The sequence below is a fragment of the Rhizobium sp. CF122 genome (assembly GCF_000282035.1).
Lineage (GTDB): Bacteria > Pseudomonadota > Alphaproteobacteria > Rhizobiales > Rhizobiaceae > Rhizobium.
Genome location: NZ_AKKA01000046.1, coordinates 1 through 23,915 on the forward strand (window position 1 = coordinate 1; position 23,915 = coordinate 23,915).

Below are 23,915 nucleotides of genomic sequence, written 5' to 3' on the forward strand. Positions count from 1 at the left end.
TAACCGACTGAGCTACACCCGCATTCATTTCAAGCGATCCGGAAGCTTTCGCGTCCGTGTCAAAGCAGCTTCGCCGCTTCGATGAGCGGCTAACTAAGGGGTTCGCATTTGAGTGTCAAGCAGCTTTGGAGACAAAACGATGACAGTCTGCGAATTGTTTTTGGAGAACGAAAATCCCTAGGCAAATTCAGTGTATTATTAGAGGAGTGCTTGTCGGGCTTGCACAAGCAATCGATCCCCGAGCCCTCACCCTGTACTCGCCGGCGGCTTTCCACAGCTCAGAAATCGCCGAGACGAAAGCCGGGTGAGCAGCTCCATTCAAAAAAATCAAAAAATCTTCACAAACACTCTTGCGGTTTGTCCGCGATCCGCATAGATCACGGCCACCGACGCGGCGGGCCGAACCGGACCGATCTCGCGAGGGCGATTAGCTCAGTTGGTAGAGCGCCTCGTTTACACCGAGGATGTCGGGAGTTCGAGTCTCTCATCGCCCACCATTTCTTTCCTACATACTCATAGTTTGCCGCTGATGATGGCGACGTATCGGATCCGCTCGAGCAGGTGGCGTGCGTTGCGTACCTCCCTCGCTGCGCCAGAGTACTCATTTACTTCGTTTTAATTGAGCGCGCGCAGTATTGTCCTCATAAGTTGTTTGTCATAGGGAGCATGATGTTCCGGTGGCTTTCTACATACGTCTTTCTTCTGCTTTCCGGCACAGCGCAAGCGGTTGCAGGAAAAGCTTCCAGCATAGCTTGCCTGCAATTGTGACACAGCCGGCCATGGCCGCCGCTCATGTCACCCAGCCTCGTCAGTGGTAAAGACGAAGTCACGTCGGAGAGGGCATCTGGTGCAGTCCAACACGCACACGAATCTAGCCTTTCGCATTGCAACGGTTTTGCAACATCTTGGAATCGAAGGGCTGCCGCGCAACTATGAGCTCGTATTCGAGGCCCTGACTGGCAACAGTCCGGATCTCGCCCGCGAGCTAAGATCACTTGGCCCGGTCAAGACACAGGAGGCCCTGGATGGAATCGGACGCCGTTACCTGCCCCACCACTTCGAAGGCAGCCTGCTCGAGGCCCGTTCCGGCCAGGTGCAGCAGGAACTGCAGAGCATTCTCTCCCTGCTCGACGAGGAAAAGTCAGCACTGACGCGCTACGGAAGTATCATCAGCCAAGCTGCCCGCGTCTTTGAAGCCAATGATGTGACAGACACGGCCGCGCTCACGCGATCGCTGCAATCGGTAAGCTCGGCAACACATACTCGCGAGGCGCAAAGTGCAATGCTCGCTTCCAAGGTGGTGGAAAAATCCCAGAAGCTCGAGGAGGTACAGCGCGAGGCCGCCGCGGCAAACGCCGCAAGATTTGTCGATACGTTGACCGGCCTGGGGAACCGTCGGGTATTCAACAAGGAACTCGCCAATGTCTATGAGAAATCAGGACTGCCTGATCTGTGCGGAATCGCCTTTGCGGATATCGACCGCTACGAGACCATTGCGGCCGTTCCAAACCTTCTTGAGCCCGTCCTCAAGAAAATCGGCGAGTTGATCCAGGCGATGTTCGGTGAAAAGGATCTGGCCTGCCGCTTCGATCGGGGGCGCTTCGGTTTCATTTTCCGAACGGCGGACGAGACGGAGATCATGCGGCTTGTCGATAGGCTCCGCGATCGGCTTAGGGGATTGCCGGTGGTGCATCCCGTATCGGGAAAACGGGCAGCGCCAATTTCATTCTCGGTCGGGATATGTATGTCGAAGGAAGCCCGGACGGCTGATGCGCTTATAGCATTCGCCGAACAGGCGCTCGGCATGGCAAAGGCATCGGGCGGAGACAACGTCTCTGTCCATGGTGTGGCCAATGTCTCGCAGGTGCCCAAGGACTGGCTGATCTATCGGTAAGATCAGATCGCAGCGATCTGTCGTTGCGCCTCCCGAAGAAGCCTAGCCAACATTGCGTTGCGCTGGCTATAAGGTGGTTCCCGCGGGCCGCAAGGTCCAACAACACACGCATTATCCGAGACATCATCATGAAGACACGCGAGGAACGGCAGGCACAGCGGGCTAGTATGCCGCGCACACAGTTGAGCACGCACCATATGGAAAATGCACGGCTGCTGCCTGATCGGAGCGAATTGCTCTACCGTATCCCGAACGGCGGCATCGGCGTCGAAGTTGGAGCTGCCTTTGGGGAGTATACGGCGGAAATCCTTGAGAAGAATCGGCCTGCGCAGCTTTACCTGATCGATCCTTGGAGCATGGACCGCTACAGTTCGGGGCTCGATCAAATCCACAATCAGTTCAAAGACCAGATAGAGAGTGGCCAATTGCACCTGATGCAGGGCACATCGCTCGAAAAGCTCGCCGAATTCGAAGATGACTTTCTCGACTGGGCTTACATCGACACCGATCATTCCTTCGAGCTCACCTGGCAGGAACTCCTGCTGTGCGAGAAGAAAGTGAAACGAACGGGAAGAATCGCCGGGCATGACTTTTGCACCGGCAATGCCGTTAAGCCGATCGTCTACGGCGTCGTCGAAGCGGTCACCAAGTTCTGCAAGGACTATGGCTGGCAATTCGAGTTCCTGACGGTCGAATCGCACGCTCACTTTTCCTATTGCCTGAAGCGCCTCTGAGCCGCTTCAGGCCTTTCCTGCGTATTGCTCGTCGCTGACCTGTCCCATCCAGTCGGCGGCGCTGCCGTCCAGCGCTTCATGGATCGCGATGTGGGTCATTGCGGTATCGGGCCCGGCGCCATGCCAGTGCTTTTCGCCCGGCGCGAACCAGACCGTGTCGCCGGCGCAAATTTCACGAAGGGGGCCGCCCTCGCTCTGCGCCAGCCCCTTGCCTGCGGTGACGATCAGGGTCTGCCCCAACGGGTGCGTATGCCAGGCGGTTCGTGCGCCCGGTTCGAACGTGACGCTGACTACCCTCACCCTTGCCGGGGTTGGCGCGTCCATCAGTGGGTCCTGACGGACCGACCCCGTGAAATATTCTGTCGGCGCCTTCATAGAGGGCCGCGATCCGCAGGGTTTGATCTCCATCGACGTTTCCTTTTCGAGCATGACGATCTGTCCAGGCGACCGTAAGCCAAGCGGCTTCATTGTCCAAGCGACGCATTGCTCGGTCCCAGGCTGCGTGGCCCTGACCACAGCGCCTTGTCACCAATCGGAGACAGCGAATCCGACGATAACCGCGGATAGCAGAGCGCGCTCCGAATCGTGGCGTTCATGTCGCTCCGCAGAAGAAATGGCGGCGCTCCGGCGATGCCGCCCTATCTCAGCTGCAGGCGCTTGCTCCTTGCCTGGGCGACTGCTAGGGCGAGGCATTTCATCACGCGGAGGATTTCCATGAAACAGCATTCTTTCGGCCACCTGCCCCATACCGTCACGAATATCGGCTTCGGCGCATGGCAGATCGGCGGCGCCTGGGGCGATGTCAGCGAAGCCGACGGCCGCGACGCGCTGAATGCGGCGCTCGACGCCGGCATGACCTTCATCGACACCGCCGACGTCTATGGCGACGGCCGATCGGAAAAGATCATTGCCGACGTTCTTGCGAGCCGTGGCGGCGAACGGCCGATGGTTGCGACCAAGGCAGGGCGCCGGCTGAACCCGCATGTCACCGATGGCTACACCAAGGCCAACCTCGAAGGCTTCATCGATCGCAGTCTCAAGAACCTGCGCGTCGACAACCTCGACCTCGTGCAGTTGCACTGCCCTCCGACAGAAGTGCTTTATCGCCCGGAGGTCTTCGAAGGCCTGAATGAGCTGCAGAAGGCCGGCAAGATCATGGGCTACGGCGTCAGCGTCGAGAAGGTCGAGGAAGCGCTGAAGGCGATCGAGTATCCTGGCGTCGTCAGCATCCAGATCATCTATAACATCTTCCGTCAGCGGCCCGATCACCTGTTTTTCCAGGAGGCGCGGCGGAAGAACATCGCCGTCATCGCCCGCGTGCCGCTTGCAAGTGGTCTGCTGTCCGGAAAGATCACCCGCGATACGAAGTTTGCGAGCGACGATCACCGCAATTTCAATCGTCACGGCGAGGCATTCGATGTCGGTGAGACGTTCGCTGGCGTTCCCTTCGAGGTCGGCCTGCAGGCGGTGGAGGAAGTGCGCAAGCTCGTTCCCGCTGGCGCGACGATGGCGGCCTTCGCGCTGCGTTGGATCCTGATGAGCGATGCAGTCACCGTCGTCATTCCGGGTGCACGCAATGCCGAACAGGCACGCGCCAACGCGGCGGCGGCAAGTCTCGCGCCGCTCTCGCATGAGGTGATGGACGCCACACGCGAGATCTACGAGCGCCTCGTCGCTCCTTATGTCCACCAGCGCTGGTAAAGCAGCCGCAAGAAAAATGGCCGGGCGTAGACCCGGCCATTCTGTTTCATGCCTGAGCCAATCTCAGTTTGTGCCAACGAGATTGACCTGGAAGAACAGAGTTTCACCTGAGGAATCATCGACGCCGTCATTGTCCGTGACCGCGTAGGCCTTGCCGGAGGCATCGAAAACGAAGCCCTCGAGCTTGTCGAGGACATAGCCATTGGTGGCGGTCTTCAGCTCCGGAAGGAAGTCGTGGGCTTCAATCTTCTTGACGACCGGCAGTTCGCCACCGAGCTTGGCGGGCTTCAGATCTGATATCGCTACCTTGTAGAGCTTCTTCAGTCTCGCTGCGTCGCCGACAAGGTTATCGCGTTCGATGATGTAGACGCTATCGCCATGAGCGGAGATTTCGGAGAGGCCAATCCAGCCCGCTTCGGATTTGTCGAGCGGATAGCGGACGGCACCCCACTCCTTGCTTTTCGGATTGTAGGAAACAAGTTTGACAAAGCCCTTCTCGTCATCCTTCCACTCGCGCTGGACGGCCATCCAGAGCGTCGCGTCGTCGCCGGAGCCGACGATCGTCACACCTTCGAAGCCGTAGCGGATTTCGTTCGCTGCCAATTCTTTGGGAAGTGAGATCTCTTCCTTGATCTCGCCTTTCGGATTGACGTGATAGAGAGCGTGCGGCACCAGCTTCTCAGTGTTGCCTTCGGACGCCAGCCAGAACCAGCCCTTTTCATCAACGGCCACACCCTCGATGTCGAGCTTCTGTGCCGGTTGGCCGTCGCGCTTTACGGTCAGCGTTTCGGTGATCACGGCCGGCTTCCTGGTTGCGTCGATCGTGTAGATCGTCGGCTGCATGCCGAGGACACTGTCGCTGACGGCAAACAGCTGTCCCGACTTTTCCGGAACGGCAGCAAGACCGGAAAGCGCCGCGAAGCCGACCGGGTTGCTATCCTTCTCGGCCGCAACGATCTGCGGATAGGCCGCCTCGCCCTCGGCGAGTTCGTAGAGCATCACGTGCGACCGTGGGCCGCCGTCCTCGCCAAGATCGGCTTCGTTGGCGGTCGCGAGAAGATTGCGCGACGGTACGGCCACAGCGCCTTCAGGTGAAACGCCGGACGGAAGGATCTGGACCAGTTCAGGCTCCGCACCGGTATCCCTGTAGACGCCGACGACAGAGGCGCGCTCTGCGAGCAGGAATATGTATTTCTGGCCTCCGATCGTCGCCACTTCCAGACCTTCCGGCTCGACGCCCTTGGCGGATGAACGCTTGTCCGGATAGTGGCCGATATTGGCGACGGCACGTTCGAAGGAAGCACCGGATTCGTAGAGCACCTTGCCGGTCTTGTCGAAAATCGTGAAACCGCGCGAGCCGCCTTGATAGTCGCCTTCGTTGGCAACGACCAGGCGGTTATTGTCGAGCCACTTCACCGCGTCAGGCTCACGGGGGGTGCCCTTGAGTTCGCCGGTGAACTTCAGGGCACCATCGCGTTTGGTGTCGATGCCGGCCAGATCGACACTGCCGGCGGAGAAGTGCGTCTTCACCGTTGCAGTTGCCGCGTCAATGATGACGATTTCGTTGTTTTCCTGAAGGGTCAGGGCAATCTCGTTCTGGTCGTTGAACGAGACGAATTCTGGTTCCGGATCTTCGGGCGCAATGCCCGCAAGGCCCGTCAGCGTGACGTGCTTGATCGAGCTGCAATCGACCGTGCCGTTCTTGACTTGGAACACGGCGAGCTCGCCTGCCGGCATCTGTGGAATCTTGCCGTCGTTCACCTCTTCGTCACGCTCGTTTTCGATCGCGATCGCGCCGAGCGTCTTGTCCTTGTTGAGTGCGATCGAATCCGGCTGGCCGCCGAGATCGCAGGTGCTCTCGATCTTCTTGGTTGCAACGTCGACGATCGCGAGGCGCCCCGAGGGCTTCGCCTTGCTCTCTGACGTATTGACGGCCACCAGCGCCTTGCCGGCGGCGGACGTCACGGAGGTCGGCTCGCCGTCCATCATCAGCGCGCCGCCGGCCTTCGGCGCCTTGGCGTCTGAGATATCGACAAATCCGATCGCACCGAGCGGGCTATCGCTATAGATCAGCGTCATGCCGTCGTCGGTGGCCGTGATTATTTCCGCCGAAGTGGCCGAAAGCTTGTCTTTTCCCTCGGGCAGGTTGGATGCCACCGGAAAAGTTGCGATGCGGTTGAAAACGGGCTCTGCGGCGGCCGGAAACGCGGCCGTCGTCAGAAGCGCTGTAACGAGCACTGTCTTGCGCGATAGAGTTGTCATGAAATCCCCCATGAATTCAAACAAAGGGGTTTTGCGGGATAGGCATGACACCGGAATGACACTGCTGTCATATTCTGACTGCGCTAGCCGGTCTCCCGTTCCTTCTTCATTTCGTTCCTCATGATGAAGAGCGATGCACCAAGGATCAGCATCGCCCCCAACCACAAATAGCCGGTCGGCGCATAACCAAAGACCAACCAGCCGGCGAAAACATTGAGCGGCAGCTTGAGATCGTCGAAGGGCTGGATGTAGGCGGCATCGGCCGTTGAATAGGCAAGTGTCAAGAAATACTGGGCCATCACGGTGAGGAGGCCTGCCGCAACGAAAAGCAGGAGCGTCATACCGGAAGGGATGCTGAATCCCGCGGCGACCGCCAATCCGCCGTTGATGGGCGTCAGGAGAGCCAGCAGCCAGACGGTGATGGTTTCCGGCCGTTCGACCCCGGTAAGGCTCTTGGTGATCAGCGACGAGGCACCCCAGAGAAGCGCCGACAGGATTGGAAGGAGCGCCGCCCAACTGAAGCTGTCCGACCAGGGCTGCAGGATGATCATCGCTCCGACGAAGCCGGTGCCAGTCGCCACCCACCGTGCGAGGCCGATGTATTCACCAAGGAAGATGCGTGCGCCCATGATGATGAAGAATGGCGAAGTCATTACCAGGGCGATCGCCTGCCAGATCGGCACGGACGCAAGCCCTGCGACCCAGGTCATCACACCGAAGGCTGCCAAGGCGACACGCACGACGTGACGCCAAGGATAGCGCGTTCGCATTGCTCCAAAGCCGACGCGCCGGAGAAAGGGCAACGAGAAGACCAGCGCAAAGGCATATTGCCAGAAGGCTGCAGAGGCGGAGGGGAAGGCGAGCCTCATCGTCAGCCATTGCGTGACGACATTGAGGATCGAGAAGGCGATGCCTGCAGCGACCATCCAGGCAGCGCCGATCATTGCTCGCGAAGCAGAAAATGTAGGGGAAGTCTGATTCATGTTTTCTTTCCGAAACCAACACAAATCAGGACGCATGAGCGCGATACCGCAGCCAGGACAGAATTCGCCCTCGCCCGCTCCGCTCATTCTCTTTCATCCGGACTGTAACCGTCGGCTCCGGAATTGCACCGGATCTGCTGACCCTTTCGACACCGGCCAAAAGGCGCTCGCGGGCTTGAGCCGAGGCCCTTACCGCCGGTGGGGACTTTCACCCCGCCCTGAGAACAGTATTTTCGTAAGACATACCTCGCGTGCCGACAAGTCCGCGAAATACGAAAAGGGTCCGGCCGTGGCCGAACCCTTCGAAACTTGCACCGCCGGTCTCGTTGCCCGGCCGACAAGCAAATTCATATCAGCCGTTAACGGCGTCCTTCAGGCCCTTGCCGGGCGTGAACTTCGGCACGTTGCGAGCCGGAATATCGACTTCAGCGCCGGTGGACGGGTTGCGGCCCTTCGTGGCTGCGCGATGGGAGACGGTGAAGCTACCAAAACCAGCGAGGCGAACGTCGCCCTTGCCCTTCAGTTCAGCCTGGACGACTTCGAAAACAGCATCAACTGCGGAAGCAGCGTCGGTCTTCGAGAGTCCTGCCTTTTCGGCAACTGCGGACACGAGTTCATTCTTGTTCATGTTTCCACCCCTTTCTAAATGGTTCGAAACGACTCAAATCTATAAGCTAGGCACAGAATAGAGTTCATCAGGCCCGCCGCACCCCAAAGACCCTGCAAATCAAGGAAATGCAAGCACCTGCGTGTCAATTTCACAAAAAAAGGCTGGCGAAAACACCAGCCTTTTCAGGGTTTTTAAGCAATTGGGCACGAATGTGGCAAACAAAGCTCAGTGAGCTATGGTTGCACCTGTTTCATCGAGCCCTTCGACCGTTGCAATGACCGGCGTTTCCACCGTGCCATCCCACTCGATCGCTTCCGGTCTGCGGACCAGCGCATGCTTGATCACCTCGCCCATGCGGGACACCGGGATGATCTCCATGTTGTTCTTCACGTTGTCCGGAATCTCCGCCAGATCCTTGGCGTTTTCTTCCGGGATCAGCACCTTCTTGATGCCACCGCGAAGCGCTGCGAGCAGCTTTTCCTTCAGGCCGCCGATTGGCAGAACACGACCGCGAAGAGTAATCTCACCAGTCATGGCCACATTCTTGTCGACCGGGATACCGGTCATGATCGAGACGATTGCGGTTGCCATGGCAACACCGGCCGACGGACCATCCTTCGGCGTCGCACCTTCCGGCACGTGCACGTGGATGTCGCTCTTGTCGAAGCGCGGCGGCTCGATGCCGAAATCGACAGCGCGCGAGCGGACGTAAGATGCCGCTGCGGAGATCGACTCCTTCATGACTTCCTTCAGGTTGCCGGTCACGGTCATCCGACCCTTGCCCGGCATCATGACGCCTTCGATCGTCAGCAGTTCGCCGCCGACTTCCGTCCAGGCCAGACCGGTGACCACGCCGACCTGATCTTCGCGTTCTGCTTCGCCGTGGCGGAAGCGCGGAACGCCCAGATAGTCGTCGATGTTTTCGGCCGTCACATGAACGGACTTCGTCTTGCCCTTGATGATCTCGGTCACCGCCTTGCGGGCGAGCTTCATCAATTCGCGTTCGAAGTTACGAACACCGGCTTCGCGGGTGTACTGCTGGCTGATCGCCATCAGGGCATCGTCGCTGACCGAGAATTCATTCGGCTGCAGAGCATGCTCCTTGATGGCCTTCGGCAGCAGGTGTCGCTTGGCGATCTCACGCTTTTCGTCTTCGGTGTAGCCGGCGATGCGGATGACTTCCATGCGGTCCATCAAGGGCGCCGGAATGTTCAGCGTGTTCGCCGTCGTGATGAACATCACGTCCGACAGGTCGTATTCGACCTCCAGGTAGTGATCCATGAAGGTCGAGTTCTGAGCCGGATCCAGCACCTCGAGCAGAGCAGACGACGGATCGCCGCGGAAATCCTGACCCATCTTGTCGATCTCGTCGAGCAGGAAGAGCGGATTGGACTTCTTCGCCTTCTTCATCGATTGGATGACCTTGCCGGGCATCGAACCGATGTAGGTGCGACGGTGACCGCGGATTTCAGCTTCGTCGCGAACGCCGCCGAGCGCCATGCGGACATACTCACGGCCAGTCGCCTTGGCGATAGACTGGGCAAGAGAGGTCTTGCCGACGCCCGGAGGGCCGACGAGGCACAGGATCGGACCCTTGATCTTGGTCGCGCGAGCCTGAACAGCCAGGTACTCGACGATGCGCTCCTTGACCTTGTCGAGACCGAAGTGATCGGCTTCGAGGATCTTCTCGGCGTTGTTGAGGTCCGTCTTGATCTTCGACTTCTTGCCCCACGGAATGCCGAGCAGCCAGTCGAGGTAGTTGCGGACAACAGTCGCTTCGGCCGACATCGGGCTCATTTGCCGCAGCTTCTTCAGCTCGGCATCGGCCTTTTCGCGTGCTTCTTTCGACAGCTTCGTCTTGGAGATGCGTTCTTCCAGTTCGGCCATCTCGTCGCGGCCTTCCTCGCCGTCGCCGAGCTCCTTCTGGATCGCCTTCATCTGCTCATTCAGGTAGTACTCGCGCTGGGTTTTCTCCATCTGGCGCTTGACGCGCGAACGGATGCGCTTTTCGACCTGCAGGACCGAGATCTCGCCTTCCATGAAGCCGAGCGCCTTTTCGAGGCGTGCCTTGACACTGGTGGTTTCCAGCATCTCCTGCTTCTCGGTGATCTTGATCGACAGGTGCGACGCAACCGTGTCGGCGAGCTTCGAGTAGTCGTCGATCTGGCTAGCGGCGCCAACGACCTCAGGCGAGATCTTCTTGTTGAGCTTTACGTAGCTCTCGAATTCGGACACGACCGAGCGGCTGAGCGCTTCCAGTTCGACCGGATCGTCATGCGGCTCTTCGAGAACATGGCCAAGGGCTTCATAAAAGTCCTCGCGATCGGTGTAGGCGTCGATCTCGGCGCGTGCGCGACCTTCGACCAGAACCTTGACGGTGCCATCAGGCAGCTTCAGCAGCTGCAGCACGTTGGCGACGGTGCCGACATTGTGAATGGCAGAGGGTTCCGGATCGTCATCGCTCGCGTTGATCTGCGTGACGAGCATGATCTGCTTGTCCGATCCCATGACCTCCTCAAGCGCACGGATCGACTTCTCGCGGCCGACGAATAGCGGCACGATCATATGCGGGAAGACGACGATATCGCGCAGGGGCAAAACCGGATATGCGATGCTCGCAACTGACGTTTTCTTCGTCATTTTATTTCCTTTCCATCGTCCCGTTGCCGGGCTCTTCTGGCGCGGCCACTAGAACCGGGCCGCACTCCACTTGAGACAACAAGTGGAGGTTCTCACTATGCTTTTCAAGCTGCGCCATGGCCGGTGTCCCCCTGGACATGACAGCTATGCTACAACGGAACACCTTCACTCTGGAGCGCCAGGCTGGACCGGCGCTTGCCACTTCCGCGCCGGCTAACGCACAAGGCCGAAACACACCAACGGAATCATTCCATAATTGCCACGGACTTGGAAATCCGCAACGGCAGCAGAAGCGCTTTCAGACCTCTTTAGCAAGATTTATCAAGGTCGTGCACTGGTTTTGAAATAGAAAGAGGCCTGCCGACGGCAAGCCCCTTAAATTCACGGTTCGTATCGTAAAGATATCTCTAATGCCTCACGCCGAAGCATTGGCCTTCTCGTCCTGACGATCGGCGTAGATGTAAAGCGGACGGGCGGAGCCGCGCGCCACTTCCTCGGAGATAACGACCTCACGTACGCCTTCCAGCGCCGGCAGTTCGAACATCGTGTCGAGCAGGATCTTTTCCATGATCGAGCGAAGGCCGCGAGCACCGGTCTTGCGCACGATCGCCTTGCGGGCGATCTCGCGAAGAGCGTCCTCGTGGAAGGTTAGTTCCACGTCTTCCATCTCGAACAGGCGCTGGTACTGCTTGATCAGCGCGTTCTTCGGCTCGGACAGGATCTGGATCAGCGCATCCTCATCGAGATCCTCGAGCGTCGCCAGGACCGGCAGACGGCCGATGAACTCAGGGATCAGGCCGAACTTGACCAGATCTTCCGGCTCGAGCTCGCGCAGAACTTCGCCGACGCGGCGGTCGTCCGGAGCCTTGACCGTTGCGCCGAAGCCGATCGAGGTCTTCTCGCCGCGCGCGGAGATGATCTTGTCGAGGCCGGCAAAGGCCCCACCGCAGATGAACAGGATGTTCGTGGTGTCGACCTGCAGGAACTCTTGCTGCGGATGCTTGCGCCCGCCCTGTGGCGGCACGGAGGCGACCGTGCCTTCCATGATCTTCAACAACGCCTGCTGGACGCCCTCGCCCGACACGTCGCGGGTGATCGACGGGTTGTCCGACTTGCGGGAGATCTTGTCGACTTCGTCGATGTAGACGATGCCGCGCTGAGCGCGCTCGACGTTGTAGTCAGCAGCCTGCAGCAGCTTCAGGATGATGTTTTCGACGTCCTCACCGACATAGCCGGCTTCCGTCAGCGTCGTCGCATCGGCCATGGTGAAGGGCACGTCGATGATGCGAGCGAGCGTTTGGGCAAGATAGGTCTTGCCGCAGCCAGTCGGGCCGACCAGCATGATGTTCGACTTCGCCAGCTCGACTTCGCTGTTCTTCGTGGCATGCGCGAGGCGCTTGTAATGGTTGTGAACGGCGACGGACAGGATCTTCTTCGCCTGGCGCTGGCCGATGACGTATTCGTCGAGAACCTTGATGATGTCCTGGGGCGTGGGAACGCCGTCACGGGACTTGACCATCGAGGACTTGTTCTCTTCGCGAATGATGTCCATGCACAGTTCGACGCATTCATCGCAAATGAAAACCGTCGGTCCGGCAATCAGCTTCCGGACTTCGTGCTGGCTCTTTCCGCAGAAGGAGCAGTACAGGGTGTTTTTAGAGTCGCCGCCGTTGCTGCCGCTGACCTTGCTCATATCACTTTCCTTCCAGCACGCCGCATTTCAAGGTGAAATTACGGTCCACTCATTGGCCTGCTCCACGCTTGGAGCCCCAGCCGGCCAAGGCCGTTAAGGGGTACGAACCGGTCCAAACTATGCTGTCCTGGCTCCGGCGGCAACGAATTCCCCTTCGACTGCCGATGCTATGTCATAAAAATTCAACATAGCATTAATACTTGAGATTGCCGCACCCGCCACCGGGTTTCTTCCCTTGTTCAATCACAAATGAGATAGAACTGTGGCGGATACAACACCATCCCTACTTCTCACTAGGCGGCATCGCCTTCCATCTCGACGCGAGACGTCAGAACCTTGTCGATGACGCCCCAGGTCTGAGCCTCGTCCGCATCCATGAAGTGGTCGCGGTCGAGGGTCTTTTCGACTTCCTCGTAGGTGCGACCAGTGTGCTTGACGTAAACTTCGTTGAGGCGGCGCTTCATCTTCAGAATATCGCGGGCGTGACGCTCGATGTCCGATGCCTGGCCCTGGAAGCCGCCCGATGGCTGATGCACCATGATGCGGGAATTCGGGGTGGCAAAGCGCATGTCCTTGTGGCCGGCAGCAAGCAGCAGCGAGCCCATGGAGGCGGCCTGGCCGATGCAGAGCGTCGAGACAGCAGGCTTGATGAACTGCATCGTGTCGTAGATCGCCATGCCGGCAGTAACAACGCCGCCCGGCGAGTTGATGTAGAGCGCAATTTCCTTCTTCGGGTTTTCGGCCTCGAGGAACAGGAGCTGGGCGCAGACGAGCGTGGCCATGTGATCCTCGACCGGCCCAGTCAGGAAGATGATGCGTTCCTTGAGCAGGCGCGAATAGATGTCGTAGGAGCGTTCACCGCGATTGGTCTGTTCCACGACCATTGGCACGAGGGCCATAGCGGTATCGACTGGGTTTCTCATGTGCGTCCTTTGTCAACGTCTGCCGGCTATAGCCGGGAATCAAAGAAAATGCCTTATCCCTACATAGAGCTTCCCTGCCCTCCTCTTCAAGACGCGCTGATGGATAACGTTAAGAGGGGCAGGCGTAAGGTGAACAACTTTTCGCCCGATATACGCTCATGCCTGCAAATAGCTTCGAAGAGCGAGCGGCGATCGCGCGGTCGCACAGCTTTTGTCGGTGCCAGGATGAACGAATTCTGAATCCACTTGCGACTATGCTGCGTTTACAGAGCAGAAAGCCTAACCACAACTCGGCACAAAAATGCGCCGCCGAGCCAGGCGTAATTAATGAAGTTGCCAGTTTCCTCCGAGAGAATGCGCGCAATGCAAGGGGTATTGCCGTGTTCAATGTTACGACTGGATTAGCCATTTGGTGCTCGGAAGCCATGACGCTCGCGCTGGTAGCGTTCATGGCCTGGCGCCACAATGTCCGAAACAAGACCTATTTCTATTGGGGAATGGGCTTTCTTCTTAGCGGCGTGGGCTTCGCAATGGTTGCGCTGCGCGGGCAGATACCTGACATCCTCTCCATCGAGATCGGCAACACGATCGCGCTATGTGGGCAGAGCGCGTGGGTTGCCGGGTACCTGGCGCTTGACCGTCGCAAGCTCGAATGGTGGGCATTGCTGCCACCGCTCGTTTGGTTGGGTGGCGTCTTCCTGCCGTGGGTCAATGACGACTACACCAATCGCGTCATTCTCTACAACCTGGCCTCGGCCACCGGCGCGACGGCGCTAGCAATGGCAGTCTGCATGACCGGCCAGCGCACCGAGGGCTCAAGAAGCAAACTGGGGGCTATCTTTGTGATCCAGAGCCTCCTGTGCTTCGGTACGGCGACGGCAATGGCGGTCATCGGCCCCACCGACGCGGAAGCCGCCAACTTCGCGGGCGCCGCCGCTATGGCGACGGGATTCCTGCTGACCCTAGCGTGCGCCCTCACCTGCGTCGTCATCATGGAACGTTCGGAGAAGCATCTTCGTATGCTCAGCCTGACCGATTCGCTGACGGGCGTCTTGAACCGGCGCGGCCTTTTCGGCCGGTTCGATGACATTCAGGAGAGCGCGTTCCACAACAACCGCCAGGTCGCCGTACTGCTCTTCGACCTCGACCACTTCAAACGCGTCAACGATCGGTTCGGACACCAGGCTGGCGACATCGTGCTGACGGTCTTTGCGCGCATGGCTCGCCAGTTCGTCCCTGCCGGCGCCTTCGGTCGCATGGGCGGCGAGGAGTTTGCCGCTTTCGCGACGGTGGCCGACCAGACCGAGGCGGAAGCGCTCGCGGAATCAATCCGTGCCGAATTCTGCCGGGTCCCGGTGAGCACCGGCGACGCGATCATTCCCGCAACGGTCAGCACTGGCGTCGCCCTCGCCTCGGCCATCGAGGCCAATAGGGACAAGCTGGTTTCGGCGGCCGATCGCGCGCTATATGCCGCCAAGGCAGCCGGCCGCAACTGCACCGTCATCTTTGGTGAAGCCGAAGCGGCGGCTCCGCCGCCTCCGCAGCCCGATCAAACAAGTGGCGAACTTGTCCCAACACTTGACGACCAGATTCATGCGCTTCGCCGCGTCGGATCACTGTCCAGAGGTTGAGCCCATCTTTTCGAGGCTTGGCAAATCCGCTAAGCCTCGAAGCATGATGATCCCACCATTCCTTTCCATCGATCCCGCCAGACGTCACGTCTCCCTCGACGCAAGCAATCCCGCCTTCTACAGCGATCCGAACACCGTCTACGCCGCTCTGCACGCGCACTGCCCCACATTCTATTGGGTGCAGCAGAAGCAGTGGTTCTTCACCGGCTACGACCACGTCAACAGCCTGCTTCGCGATCGCCGCTTCGGCCGCCAGATCCTTCACATAGCCTCGCGTGATGAGCTTGGTCTTCCCGAACCGGATCAGCACGTGGCGAATTTCGATCTCGCCGAACGATACTCCTTGCTGGAGCTGGAGCCACCCGAGCACACCCGTCTGCGAACGCTCGTTAACCGCGCTTTCGTCTCTCGCCACGTCGAGAAGATGAAGCCGGAGCTTGCCGAGCTCGCCGATAGGCTCATTGATGGCTTCGAGAAGGACAACGAAGTCGAGCTGCTTTCAGCATTTGCCGATATTATTCCGGTAACGATGATTGCCCGCATGATCGGCATTCCGGAGGAAATGGGACCGCAGCTCCTGAAGTGGTCCCACGCCTACATTCGCATGTATCTCTTCGGTCGCACCCGCGAGGACGAAGATGGCGCCGAGCGGGCCGCCAAGGAATTTTCGGACTATATAAAGACGGTCATCGCCGAGCGCCGCGCCAATCCGCGGGACGATCTGCTGACGCACATGATCCACACCGAGCACAAAGGCCAGTATCTGACCGAGGACGAGCTCGTCTCGACGACGATCGTACTGCTCAATGCCGGTCACGAGGCGACGGTCCACCAGATCGGTAACTCAGTTCGCATCATCTTGGAAAGCGGGCGCGATCCGACCGAACTTTTCAAGGACGAGGCAACGACCGAACGAACCGTGGAAGAGTCCCTGCGCCTCTGCGCGCCGGTTCACATTTTCCAGCGCTGGGCGCTCGAACCCGTCGAGATCGACGGCATTTCATTCAAGCGAGGCGACAAGGTGAGCCTCATTCTGGCCGCTGCCAACCTCGACCCAACAAAATTCAGCGATCCGCTGACCTTCAAGCCTGACCGCAACGAGGCTGCCAACCTCTCCTTTGGCGCGGGCATCCATTTCTGCATCGGGGCGCCGCTGGCAAGACTGGAACTGAACATCGTCCTGCCAATTCTGTTCAAGCGGCTGCCAGGGCTCAGGCTCGCCCGGACGCCCGTCGTGAAAGACGTCTATCATTTCCATGGATTGGACCGCCTGGATCTGGCTTGGTAGGCCACAAATAAGAAAGCCCGCGCTCGGGAGAACGCAGGCTTTCCTTTTCTTTCCGGCGCCTTGCGGCGAGGCGTTATTCCGCAGCCTGCAGAGCCGGCACTCCGTCTTCCGGTTCCGGCGGCAACTTGCCGGCTAAGGCAGCAGCAAACTTCGTCTGGTCAAGCTCATTTTCCCAGCGGGCGACGACGACCGTTGCAACCGCGTTGCCGACAAAGTTCGTCAAGGCGCGGCATTCCGACATGAAGCGATCGATTCCGAGGATCAACGCCATGCCGGCAACTGGAACCGAGGGCACAACGGAGAGCGTTGCAGCGAGCGTGATGAAGCCGGCGCCGGTGATGCCGGCAGCGCCCTTCGAGCTCAGCATCGCAACCAGCAGAAGCAGGATCTGATCCGCCAGGGTCAGCGGCGTGTCCGTCGCCTGAGCGATGAAGAGGGCTGCGAGCGTCATATAGATGTTCGTGCCGTCGAGGTTGAAGGAATAGCCCGTCGGAATGACGAGACCGACAACAGAGCGTTTGCAGCCTGCCTGCTCCATCTTGGCCATGAGGCCCGGAAGTGCCGCTTCCGAAGAGGAGGTGCCGAGAACGAGTAGGAGCTCTTCCTTGATGTAGCGGATCAAGGCCAGGATCGAGAATCCGTTGTACCGCGCGACCGCGCCGAGGACGACGAGCACGAAGAGCAGCGACGTCAGGTAGAAGGTACCGATCAGCATTGCCAGATTTGCAATGGAACCGATGCCGTATTTTCCGATCGTGAAGGCCATGGCGCCGAAAGCGCCGATTGGAGCGGCCTTCATCAGGACTGCCACCAGCTTGAAGACCGGCGCGGTCAGTGCCTGCAGGAAGTCGACGACCGGACGGCCGCGATCGCCGACCATGGCAAGCGCGATGCCGAACAGGACGGAGAAGAAAAGCACCTGAAGAATGTCGCCGTCGGCAAAGGCACCAACGATGGTGTTCGGAATAATGTTCATCAGGAAGCCCGTGATGGTCGTGTCATGAGCTTTCGCCGCGTAACTTGCCACGGCCTTGGCATCCAGCGTCGCCGGATCGATATGCATGCCGGCGCCCGGCTGTATGACATTGGCGACCACTAGGCCGACCGCCAGTGCCAGCGTTGAAAAGACGAGGAAGTATAGCATCGCCTTACCGGCGACGCGTCCAACCTTCTGCAGATCGGACATGCCGGCAATGCCCGTCGCAACCGTCAAGAAGATGACGGGGGCGATGATCATCTTGACGAGCTTGATGAAGGCGTCGCCGAGCGGCTTCAGCGAGGAGCCGATGTCGGGATAGAAATGACCAAGCAGGATGCCGGCACAGATGGCGGCAAGAACCTGTACGTAAAGAAGTCGATAGAAGGGAACCTTGCCGCGCGGCTGCGCGACTGGAAGTGCTGCACCCATGATGTCCTCCATGTGCCCCAAAACCAAAGTGGCCTCCCGGGGCGATTGCGTTACCAAGTCAACAGCCCACGCGGCTGTTTGCGGAGGATTTGCAACATGCGTGCCAAGTCATAGATTTCATGACTAAATCATTGATTCAGAAACCATTTTCTGTATAGATCGTAGGGTCGACCGGAAGACGTGAGCGTATTTTCGCACAAATTGATTTGACGCGAGTGCGGAATTGCACACAAGGTGAATAATGCTTCAGTCGACTTCGATGTCAGGTTTCGGCTTGTTCGACCGCACCCGCCGGCGGGCGCGGCGCGTGTGGATCGTGTTTGCCTCCGTTTCGGCAGTACTGGTCCTTGCCGCACTCTTTGCCGCGGACGTGTATGGGCGCCGCTCCGCCATCGATGCGATTGAGAGTCAAAGCCGAACCGACGCCAACCTCAAGGTCGCACTCCTCAACGCAGTCCTGGAGAGGCCCCGCGCGCTACCGCTGCTTCTTGCCGAAGACCAACAGGTTCTCGATGGTCTCTCCTCCGAAGGCAACGATGCGATCGACATATTGAATCGGAAGCTTGAGCGGCTCGTCACGGGAACACAGGCAGCTGTGCTCTACGTCATCGGCCCCAACGGCATCGCCGTGTCCTCGAGCAATTGGCGGGAACCGATCAGCTTCGTCGGCAATGATTACACCTTTCGCGACTACTTCCGAAAGGCGATGGACGAAGGAACCGCCGAGCACTTTGCCCTGGGCAGTGTCAGCAAGCGCCCTGGCCTCTACATTTCCCGTCGTGTGGGCAGTGCCACAGCACCGCTTGGCGTCGTGGTCGTCAAGCTTGAGTTCGACCGACTTGAGAGCGACTGGCGCGACACGCATCGCCCCGTCTACGTTACGGATGATCGCGGCGTTGTTCTGATCACCAGCATCCCCTCCTGGCGTTTTATGATGAACAGGCCTGTGCCGGAGGCCGACCTTGCCGCCATTCGCAGCAGTCTGCAGTTCGGCGATGCGCCGCTGGCGACATTGCCGATCATGCGCCCACAGCCCATCGACACCGAGGCATCGCTTGTTTCCGCTGTTCTTCCCGGTGGTGGTGAGGGTCAGTATCTGCGCCTCACGACACCCGTCCCCACCACGCCCTGGCATCTGGAATATCTTGTGCCCACTGACGCGCCGGTCGCGGCGTCGGTTCGCGAAATGCGGCTGCTGTCTCTGGCCGTGCTTCTACCGCTTCTCGCCATCGCGGCATTTCTTCTGTGGAGGCGCCAAGCGGCTGCGACGAAGATCGCGGAAGAACAAGCGATGCGCGAGGAGCTGGAACGGCGGGTCATCGCCCGAACCGATGATCTCAGTCGGGCACGCGACCGTCTGCAAGCCGAAATCTCCGATCATCGGGAAACGGAAGCAAGACTGCAGATCGTGCAGCAGGAGCTGGTGCAGGCGAACCGGCTCGCGATCCTCGGCCAAGTCGCGGCAGGCGTTGCGCATGAGATCAATCAACCGGTCGCGACCATACGCGCTTACGCGGACAATGCCCGCGTCTTCCTGGAGCGCAAGCAAACGAGTCCCGTCGACGACAACCTCCAAGCGATTGCGGGCCTCACCGAGCGGATCGGCGCGATTACCGACGAATTGAAGGCCTTCGCGCGGAAAGGCCGTGCAGCGGCGGAGCCTGTTGAATTGCGCGGCGTTATCGACGGGGCGGTGGTTCTGCTGAAAAGCCGATTTGCCGGCCGGTTGGAGGCGCTCCACATCCGGCCGCCGCCAACAGGGCTATGCGTGCTTGGCAACCGGATCCGGCTTGAGCAGATTCTGATCAACCTGTTCCAGAACGCCTTGGAAGCGCTTGATGGGCGAGCCGATGCGAAGGTCGACGTCTTCGTAACCGAGACAGACGACGAGGTTGCAATCGAAGTCGCCGACAATGGTCCGGGCATTTCGCCTGCCATCCTGAAGTCGCTTTTCACACCATTCAACACGTCCAAGGAGAGAGGTCTGGGTCTTGGCCTCGTCATTTCCAAGGACATCGTAGCCGACTACGGCGGCCGCATCGACGTAACAAGCGATGAAACCGGAACCTGCTTCACGGTGCATCTGCGGAAGGCCAGAGCATGAGCGATGTAACACCGATCTTCCTCGTCGATGACGACAAGGACCTGCTGCGGGCAACCAAGCAGACGCTTGAACTCGCCGGCTTTGCCGTTTCCGCCTTTTCGGACGCTGGCGAAGCGCTGGCCGCATTGAACCCGGATTTCGCAGGCGTTCTCGTTTCTGATATCCGAATGCCTGAGATCGATGGCTTGCAACTCTTCGGCCGCGTGCAACAGCAGGACGAGGACCTCCCGGTCATCCTGGTCACCGGCCACGGCGACATTCCGATGGCGGTTAAAGCCATGCAGGACGGCGTCTACGACTTCATCACAAAGCCTTTCGCGACGGATCGACTCATCCAAAGCGTGCGGCGCGCTGCCGAAAAGCGCCGCCTCGTCATGGAAAACAGATCTTTGCGGAAAGCCACCGAAGACGCGCGCGACGACCTGCCGCTGATCGGCCAGACACCAGCGATGGAGCGGCTGCGCCACACCTTGCGGCAGATTGCCGATACTGATGTCGACGTTCTCCTTATGGGAGAAACCGGCAGCGGCAAGGAGGTGGTTGCAAGCCTGCTCCACCGCTGGAGCCGGCGCGCATCCGGCAATTTCGTCGCGCTCAACTGCGGGGCGCTGCCGGAGAGTGTGGTTGAAAGCGAGCTGTTCGGTCACGAGCCGGGCGCCTTCACCGGCGCGCAGAAGAAACGCATCGGGCGCATCGAACATGCAAGCGGCGGAACCCTCTTCCTCGACGAGATCGAGAGCATGCCACCGGCAACGCAGGTGCAGATGTTACGCGTGCTCGAAATGCGCGAGGTTACACCGCTCGGCACCAACGAGGTCCGGCCGGTCGATCTGCGTGTCGTTGCTGCCTCCAAGATCGATCTCGGCGACCCCCGCCAACGCGGCGATTTTCGAGAGGATCTCTATTACCGGCTCAACGTTGTGACGATCTCCATCCCGCCGCTCAAGGAGCGCCGAGACGATGTTCCACTTCTTTTCGGCTACTTCGCCGAGCGCGCCGCGAGCCGCTTCAAGCGGGACGTGCCTGCGATCCCGCCGTCGATTCACCGCCATCTGCGGGAACACGACTGGCCGGGCAACGTGCGCGAACTATCGCATTTTGCCGAGCGGTTTGTACTGGGAGTCGGACACGTCTCTAGCCGTATGCCAGCAGCAGCACCGGAGGCGGACGAAACCCTGTCGCTGCCGGACCGGCTCGAACGCTACGAGGCTCACATCATTCGCGAAGCTCTGAACGCCAACGGCGGCGACGTGCGTCGTACCATCGCGGAACTAGGCATCCCCAGGAAGACGTTCTACGACAAGCTGCAACGCCACGGCATCGTCCGCAGCGATTTCGCGTCTTCTTCCGACAGGAGCTAGGTCTATCTAGCCCTTGGAGGACAAGACGGAAATGCGTCGACGGACTATCCCTCGCCCCCCTTCGCTCAGCCTGTTGCTGCGCTGAAATCAGAGTCTGATGACATAGTCCTTGCGAGTCGTTTCAACGACTTCCCAGCTTCCCTTGAAGCCCGGCTTGAGGATCATCCGATCGCCCGCGCGAAGGTGCACGACATCGCCCCCATCCTCCGTCACGATGGAGTAACCCGAGAGCACGCTGAAATACTCCCACTCGTCATAGACGATGCGCCACTTGCCGGGGGATGCTTCCCATACGCCGGAATAGAGGCCGCCATCGGCCTCCTCGAGACTCCAGGTCTTGAACTGGGGATCCCCAACAAGCACACGGTCGGCGTCCGGGGCGCCGAACGCCGGTTCGACGCCGCTAATGTCAAAGGTCAGGTAGTTTGCCATCGTCTCAGTGTCCTTCGCAGCAAACGTTTGCATAAGCAGCTATTGAAATCGTGAGCTTTTTCGAGCGCGTTCGCAATATACGTTCGACACCTTCGCAGCCACAACCGTCGGCGGCTAAAACATCAATTGACGCTGCTCGTCGGACATTCAGCCGAGGAAGTGTTGGGTTTCTATGGCGAGGAGAATGCCGTCACCATGACCGGAAGGGCGGGCACAGGCTTTGTCGAGGACCCTTTCGGCTTCCATATGGGCACGTTGGCAAAGCAAACGCCGCGTCTGATGATGGAAGTCGGATTTGGCGTGTCGAAACCGTCAAAGCGCCGTTATCATGGTGAGCCGGTCATTCGATAACCGGATTAAGCGCCGAAACGAATCGCCGCCCCGCAGCGCACGCGCGAGCCACCATCTTCACACCATAGTCAATCTCTTAGAATTGGAACACGAACCGGTGCTCGCACGGCTCCCCGACGAGGTCTCTCTTGTTAGTACGGCTACGGAGCAGTGACCTTCGGAGGATAGCCAGTTCCGACGGTGCGAGGATTTCTTGAATGTCGCCATCGCAACCATCGTCCACATTGGACGCCAGTCTCCTCTCTGCCAGGGCTGTGTGAGCCGGTGATGTCAACACGCTCGCGCAGAGAAGGAGCTTGACCGCAGCCCGTAATTGGTAACTGAACGCTTCAGTCCGCGGGAGCTTCCAATGCGTTCAAGGATTACCGCACTTCGATGTTGATAGCTTTGGGGCCCTTGCCCCTTTTATCTGGCTCCGTATCGAACGACACCTTTTGTCCTTCATGAAGAGATTGGATGCCAGAATCCTGAAGAGCCGAGATGTGTACGAACACATCATTGCCACCGCCGTCGGGGCTTATAAAGCCAAACCCCTTGTCGGCATTGAAGAATTTGACTGTACCCGTTGGCATTGCTTACCTCATCAACTGCGAGACGGCCCCAACATGTAGCCGACGCTTGTCCTTCGCAAGCGAAAATACGCCTGCCGGATGTAATGCTCGTCGCGCCTATACAATTTGAAGCGGAGGTGAAGGTCGGCGTCCCTCCCAGGGCGCTGCGAGTGGCCAAGGCATGACCGCAGGTGACGCGATGCTGCCGGCGGTGGCGGCCAGCGGCCCAGATGCGATATGTCAACCAACCGAAACAAGAAGGCGTCTCGCCGTGCCGCGATCAAGGTCGATAAGAGCTCGGGGGATCTGCGATAAAATCGAGATCGTAGCGCGCGACTTTATCGGAAACAGTCTCGATTATACTCAACTTTGCTAGGAGCCGGCGGACGTCTGCCTGCATCGCGACAGCCTTTCGATCAGAACCACCACGTCCTCGTCGTTCTTATGCCGATGATATTCGAAGAATACACAGCCCGGCTCATCGCGTGTAGACGCGACATGAGGCTCCATGGCGGCGAGGAACTCGTCCCGCATCCCCTGCCTGCAGGTCAGTCAGCCGGTTATGAACTTCATCGGCCATCTAACGCCGATAAGGCATCTATCAGCGCACCAGATTCGGCCGTCCAGCCGAATAACATCTCGATTGCGAGAAGCGACGCCTCGTGGTTGCTGCGGGGCGCATCGGCCGCGATCAACTCGGCCGTACAGTCCCTAAGCACAATGCAGCGGTAGTCACGGAACGTCGCGTCCCTGACCGTCGACTCAACGCATATGCTGGTCGTTGCACCAGTGAATATGAGCGTGTTGATCCGTTTGGCACGAAGAATGGTGTCAAACGACGTTTCGAAGAAAGCGCTGTATCGATGCTTGGAGACCGCAACATCGCCTTGTCGGGGCTCAAGTTCCGCGACGATTGCCGTATTCCAAATATTGCGAACCAGAATTTGGCTTCGGATGCCGCTAGGTGCCTCCACTGTCGCGCCGATGTTCATGCGCCTGTGCTTGATCCGATGCGGGGAATCCTCGTTCCCCGCATCGGAGAGGTCGGAATTGTGTTCCTGCCGGGTGTAGACGACAAACAATCCCGCACGCCGTGCCGTCTCGAGCACCCGGGAAATCGGCTGAACGAGGGCCGCAATCGGCGCGACATCAAGGCCAGCACCGTCGAACATTCCTCCACGGCTACCGAAGTCATTCTGCATATCGATGACCACGACGGCCGTCCTGCGGGGGTCGAGGCTTATCGGCTCAGGCCTAGCGGTGATTGAGACTTGCGCATCCATTCCCAGCCCTCCCACATCGAGCGCGGCAACCATAGCACGGCGTGCGTGTATCGTCTGCCAGACACC

The 23,915-nt window shown here is 59.2% G+C and carries 19 protein-coding genes, 1 tRNA gene, 1 pseudogene and 1 riboswitch; of the genes and pseudogenes, 9 read left to right on the forward strand and 12 right to left on the reverse strand.

The window, feature by feature from the left end:
• Positions 1-421 precede the first annotated feature (421 nt).
• The 3 genes from PMI09_RS09940 to PMI09_RS09950 all read left to right on the forward strand — a co-directional run bounded on the left by PMI09_RS09940 (position 422) and on the right by PMI09_RS09950 (position 2,628).
• Positions 422-497: transfer RNA gene (locus PMI09_RS09940), tRNA-Val, on the forward strand.
• A 350-nt stretch (positions 498-847) separates the two neighbouring features.
• Complete coding sequence (locus PMI09_RS09945) at positions 848-1,894, forward strand: GGDEF domain-containing protein (protein ID WP_007792100.1); 1,047 nt, start codon at positions 848-850, stop codon at positions 1,892-1,894.
• 128 nt (positions 1,895-2,022) lie between these two features.
• The gene (locus PMI09_RS09950; protein ID WP_007792103.1) at positions 2,023-2,628 is read left to right on the forward strand and encodes a class I SAM-dependent methyltransferase; all 606 of its coding nucleotides are present in this window, start codon (positions 2,023-2,025) and stop codon (positions 2,626-2,628) included.
• Between the two features lie 6 nt (positions 2,629-2,634).
• Here the strand turns inward: PMI09_RS09950 and PMI09_RS09955 are convergent, their stop codons facing one another.
• Complete coding sequence (locus PMI09_RS09955) at positions 2,635-3,036, reverse strand: (R)-mandelonitrile lyase (RefSeq protein WP_037082545.1); 402 nt, start codon at positions 3,034-3,036, stop codon at positions 2,635-2,637.
• Positions 3,037-3,342: 306 nt separating this feature from the next.
• On the opposite strand from PMI09_RS09955, the gene PMI09_RS09960 reads away from it, so the two are divergent.
• A complete protein-coding gene (locus tag PMI09_RS09960; RefSeq protein WP_007792110.1) occupies positions 3,343-4,329 on the forward strand; it encodes an aldo/keto reductase in 987 nt (328 codons plus the stop codon).
• A 63-nt stretch (positions 4,330-4,392) separates the two neighbouring features.
• On the opposite strand, the gene PMI09_RS09965 is transcribed toward PMI09_RS09960, so the two are convergent.
• The 6 genes from PMI09_RS09965 to clpP all read right to left on the reverse strand — a co-directional run bounded on the left by PMI09_RS09965 (position 4,393) and on the right by clpP (position 13,440).
• Positions 4,393-6,603, reverse strand: a complete 2,211-nt coding sequence (locus PMI09_RS09965; RefSeq protein WP_193385388.1) for an esterase-like activity of phytase family protein — start codon at positions 6,601-6,603, stop codon at positions 4,393-4,395.
• A 71-nt stretch (positions 6,604-6,674) separates the two neighbouring features.
• The gene (locus PMI09_RS09970; RefSeq protein WP_007792117.1) at positions 6,675-7,574 is read right to left on the reverse strand and encodes a DMT family transporter; all 900 of its coding nucleotides are present in this window, start codon (positions 7,572-7,574) and stop codon (positions 6,675-6,677) included.
• Between the two features lie 81 nt (positions 7,575-7,655).
• Positions 7,656-7,804: riboswitch (FMN riboswitch) on the reverse strand.
• A gap of 122 nt (positions 7,805-7,926) precedes the next feature.
• Positions 7,927-8,202 carry a DNA-binding protein HupB gene (hupB, locus tag PMI09_RS09975; protein ID WP_007531759.1) on the reverse strand — a complete coding sequence of 92 codons (276 nt, stop codon included), beginning with the start codon at positions 8,200-8,202 and terminating at the stop codon, positions 7,927-7,929.
• A gap of 207 nt (positions 8,203-8,409) precedes the next feature.
• On the reverse strand, positions 8,410-10,824 hold the full coding sequence (lon, locus tag PMI09_RS09980; RefSeq protein WP_007792121.1) for an endopeptidase La: 2,415 nt from the start codon (positions 10,822-10,824) through the stop codon (positions 8,410-8,412).
• A 415-nt stretch (positions 10,825-11,239) separates the two neighbouring features.
• Complete coding sequence (gene clpX, locus PMI09_RS09985) at positions 11,240-12,517, reverse strand: ATP-dependent Clp protease ATP-binding subunit ClpX (protein ID WP_007792128.1); 1,278 nt, start codon at positions 12,515-12,517, stop codon at positions 11,240-11,242.
• A 293-nt stretch (positions 12,518-12,810) separates the two neighbouring features.
• Positions 12,811-13,440, reverse strand: coding sequence for an ATP-dependent Clp endopeptidase proteolytic subunit ClpP (clpP, locus tag PMI09_RS09990; protein WP_007792131.1), 630 nt, complete (start codon positions 13,438-13,440; stop codon positions 12,811-12,813).
• 425 nt (positions 13,441-13,865) lie between these two features.
• Between clpP and PMI09_RS09995 the strand changes: the two genes are divergently transcribed.
• Together PMI09_RS09995 and PMI09_RS10000 are read left to right on the forward strand one after the other, a co-directional pair.
• A complete protein-coding gene (locus PMI09_RS09995; protein ID WP_037082538.1) occupies positions 13,866-15,071 on the forward strand; it encodes a GGDEF domain-containing protein in 1,206 nt (401 codons plus the stop codon).
• A gap of 43 nt (positions 15,072-15,114) precedes the next feature.
• Positions 15,115-16,359, forward strand: a complete 1,245-nt coding sequence (locus tag PMI09_RS10000; RefSeq protein ID WP_007792135.1) for a cytochrome P450 — start codon at positions 15,115-15,117, stop codon at positions 16,357-16,359.
• Positions 16,360-16,432: 73 nt separating this feature from the next.
• Here PMI09_RS10000 and PMI09_RS10005 read toward each other — a convergent pair whose 3' ends face one another.
• Positions 16,433-17,767, reverse strand: a complete 1,335-nt coding sequence (locus PMI09_RS10005) for a dicarboxylate/amino acid:cation symporter (RefSeq protein WP_007792139.1) — start codon at positions 17,765-17,767, stop codon at positions 16,433-16,435.
• Between the two features lie 241 nt (positions 17,768-18,008).
• Here PMI09_RS10005 and PMI09_RS10010 point away from each other — a divergent pair, with 241 nt between their 5' ends.
• Together PMI09_RS10010 and PMI09_RS10015 are read left to right on the forward strand one after the other, a co-directional pair.
• A complete protein-coding gene (locus PMI09_RS10010; protein ID WP_007792143.1) occupies positions 18,009-19,871 on the forward strand; it encodes a sensor histidine kinase in 1,863 nt (620 codons plus the stop codon).
• A complete protein-coding gene (locus tag PMI09_RS10015; protein WP_007792146.1) occupies positions 19,868-21,232 on the forward strand; it encodes a sigma-54-dependent transcriptional regulator in 1,365 nt (454 codons plus the stop codon). Before PMI09_RS10010 ends, PMI09_RS10015 begins: the two co-directional genes overlap by 4 nt.
• Before the next feature lie 87 nt (positions 21,233-21,319).
• Here PMI09_RS10015 and PMI09_RS10020 read toward each other — a convergent pair whose 3' ends face one another.
• Entirely contained in the window at positions 21,320-21,664 is a 345-nt protein-coding gene (locus PMI09_RS10020; protein WP_007792149.1) for a cupin domain-containing protein, read from the reverse strand.
• Positions 21,665-21,739: 75 nt separating this feature from the next.
• Here PMI09_RS10020 and PMI09_RS10025 point away from each other — a divergent pair.
• Positions 21,740-22,015 (forward strand): annotated as a pseudogene (locus PMI09_RS10025) (hypothetical protein); the annotation flags it as partial.
• Between the two features lie 362 nt (positions 22,016-22,377).
• Here the strand turns inward: PMI09_RS10025 and PMI09_RS10030 are convergent.
• The 3 genes from PMI09_RS10030 to PMI09_RS10040 all read right to left on the reverse strand — a co-directional run bounded on the left by PMI09_RS10030 (position 22,378) and on the right by PMI09_RS10040 (position 23,882).
• The gene (locus PMI09_RS10030; protein WP_007792156.1) at positions 22,378-22,587 is read right to left on the reverse strand and encodes a cold-shock protein; all 210 of its coding nucleotides are present in this window, start codon (positions 22,585-22,587) and stop codon (positions 22,378-22,380) included.
• Positions 22,588-22,938: 351 nt separating this feature from the next.
• The gene (locus PMI09_RS32130) at positions 22,939-23,100 is read right to left on the reverse strand and encodes a putative quinol monooxygenase (protein ID WP_007792159.1); all 162 of its coding nucleotides are present in this window, start codon (positions 23,098-23,100) and stop codon (positions 22,939-22,941) included.
• A gap of 35 nt (positions 23,101-23,135) precedes the next feature.
• Positions 23,136-23,882, reverse strand: coding sequence for a cysteine hydrolase family protein (locus PMI09_RS10040; RefSeq protein ID WP_244423748.1), 747 nt, complete (start codon positions 23,880-23,882; stop codon positions 23,136-23,138).
• Positions 23,883-23,915 lie beyond the last annotated feature (33 nt).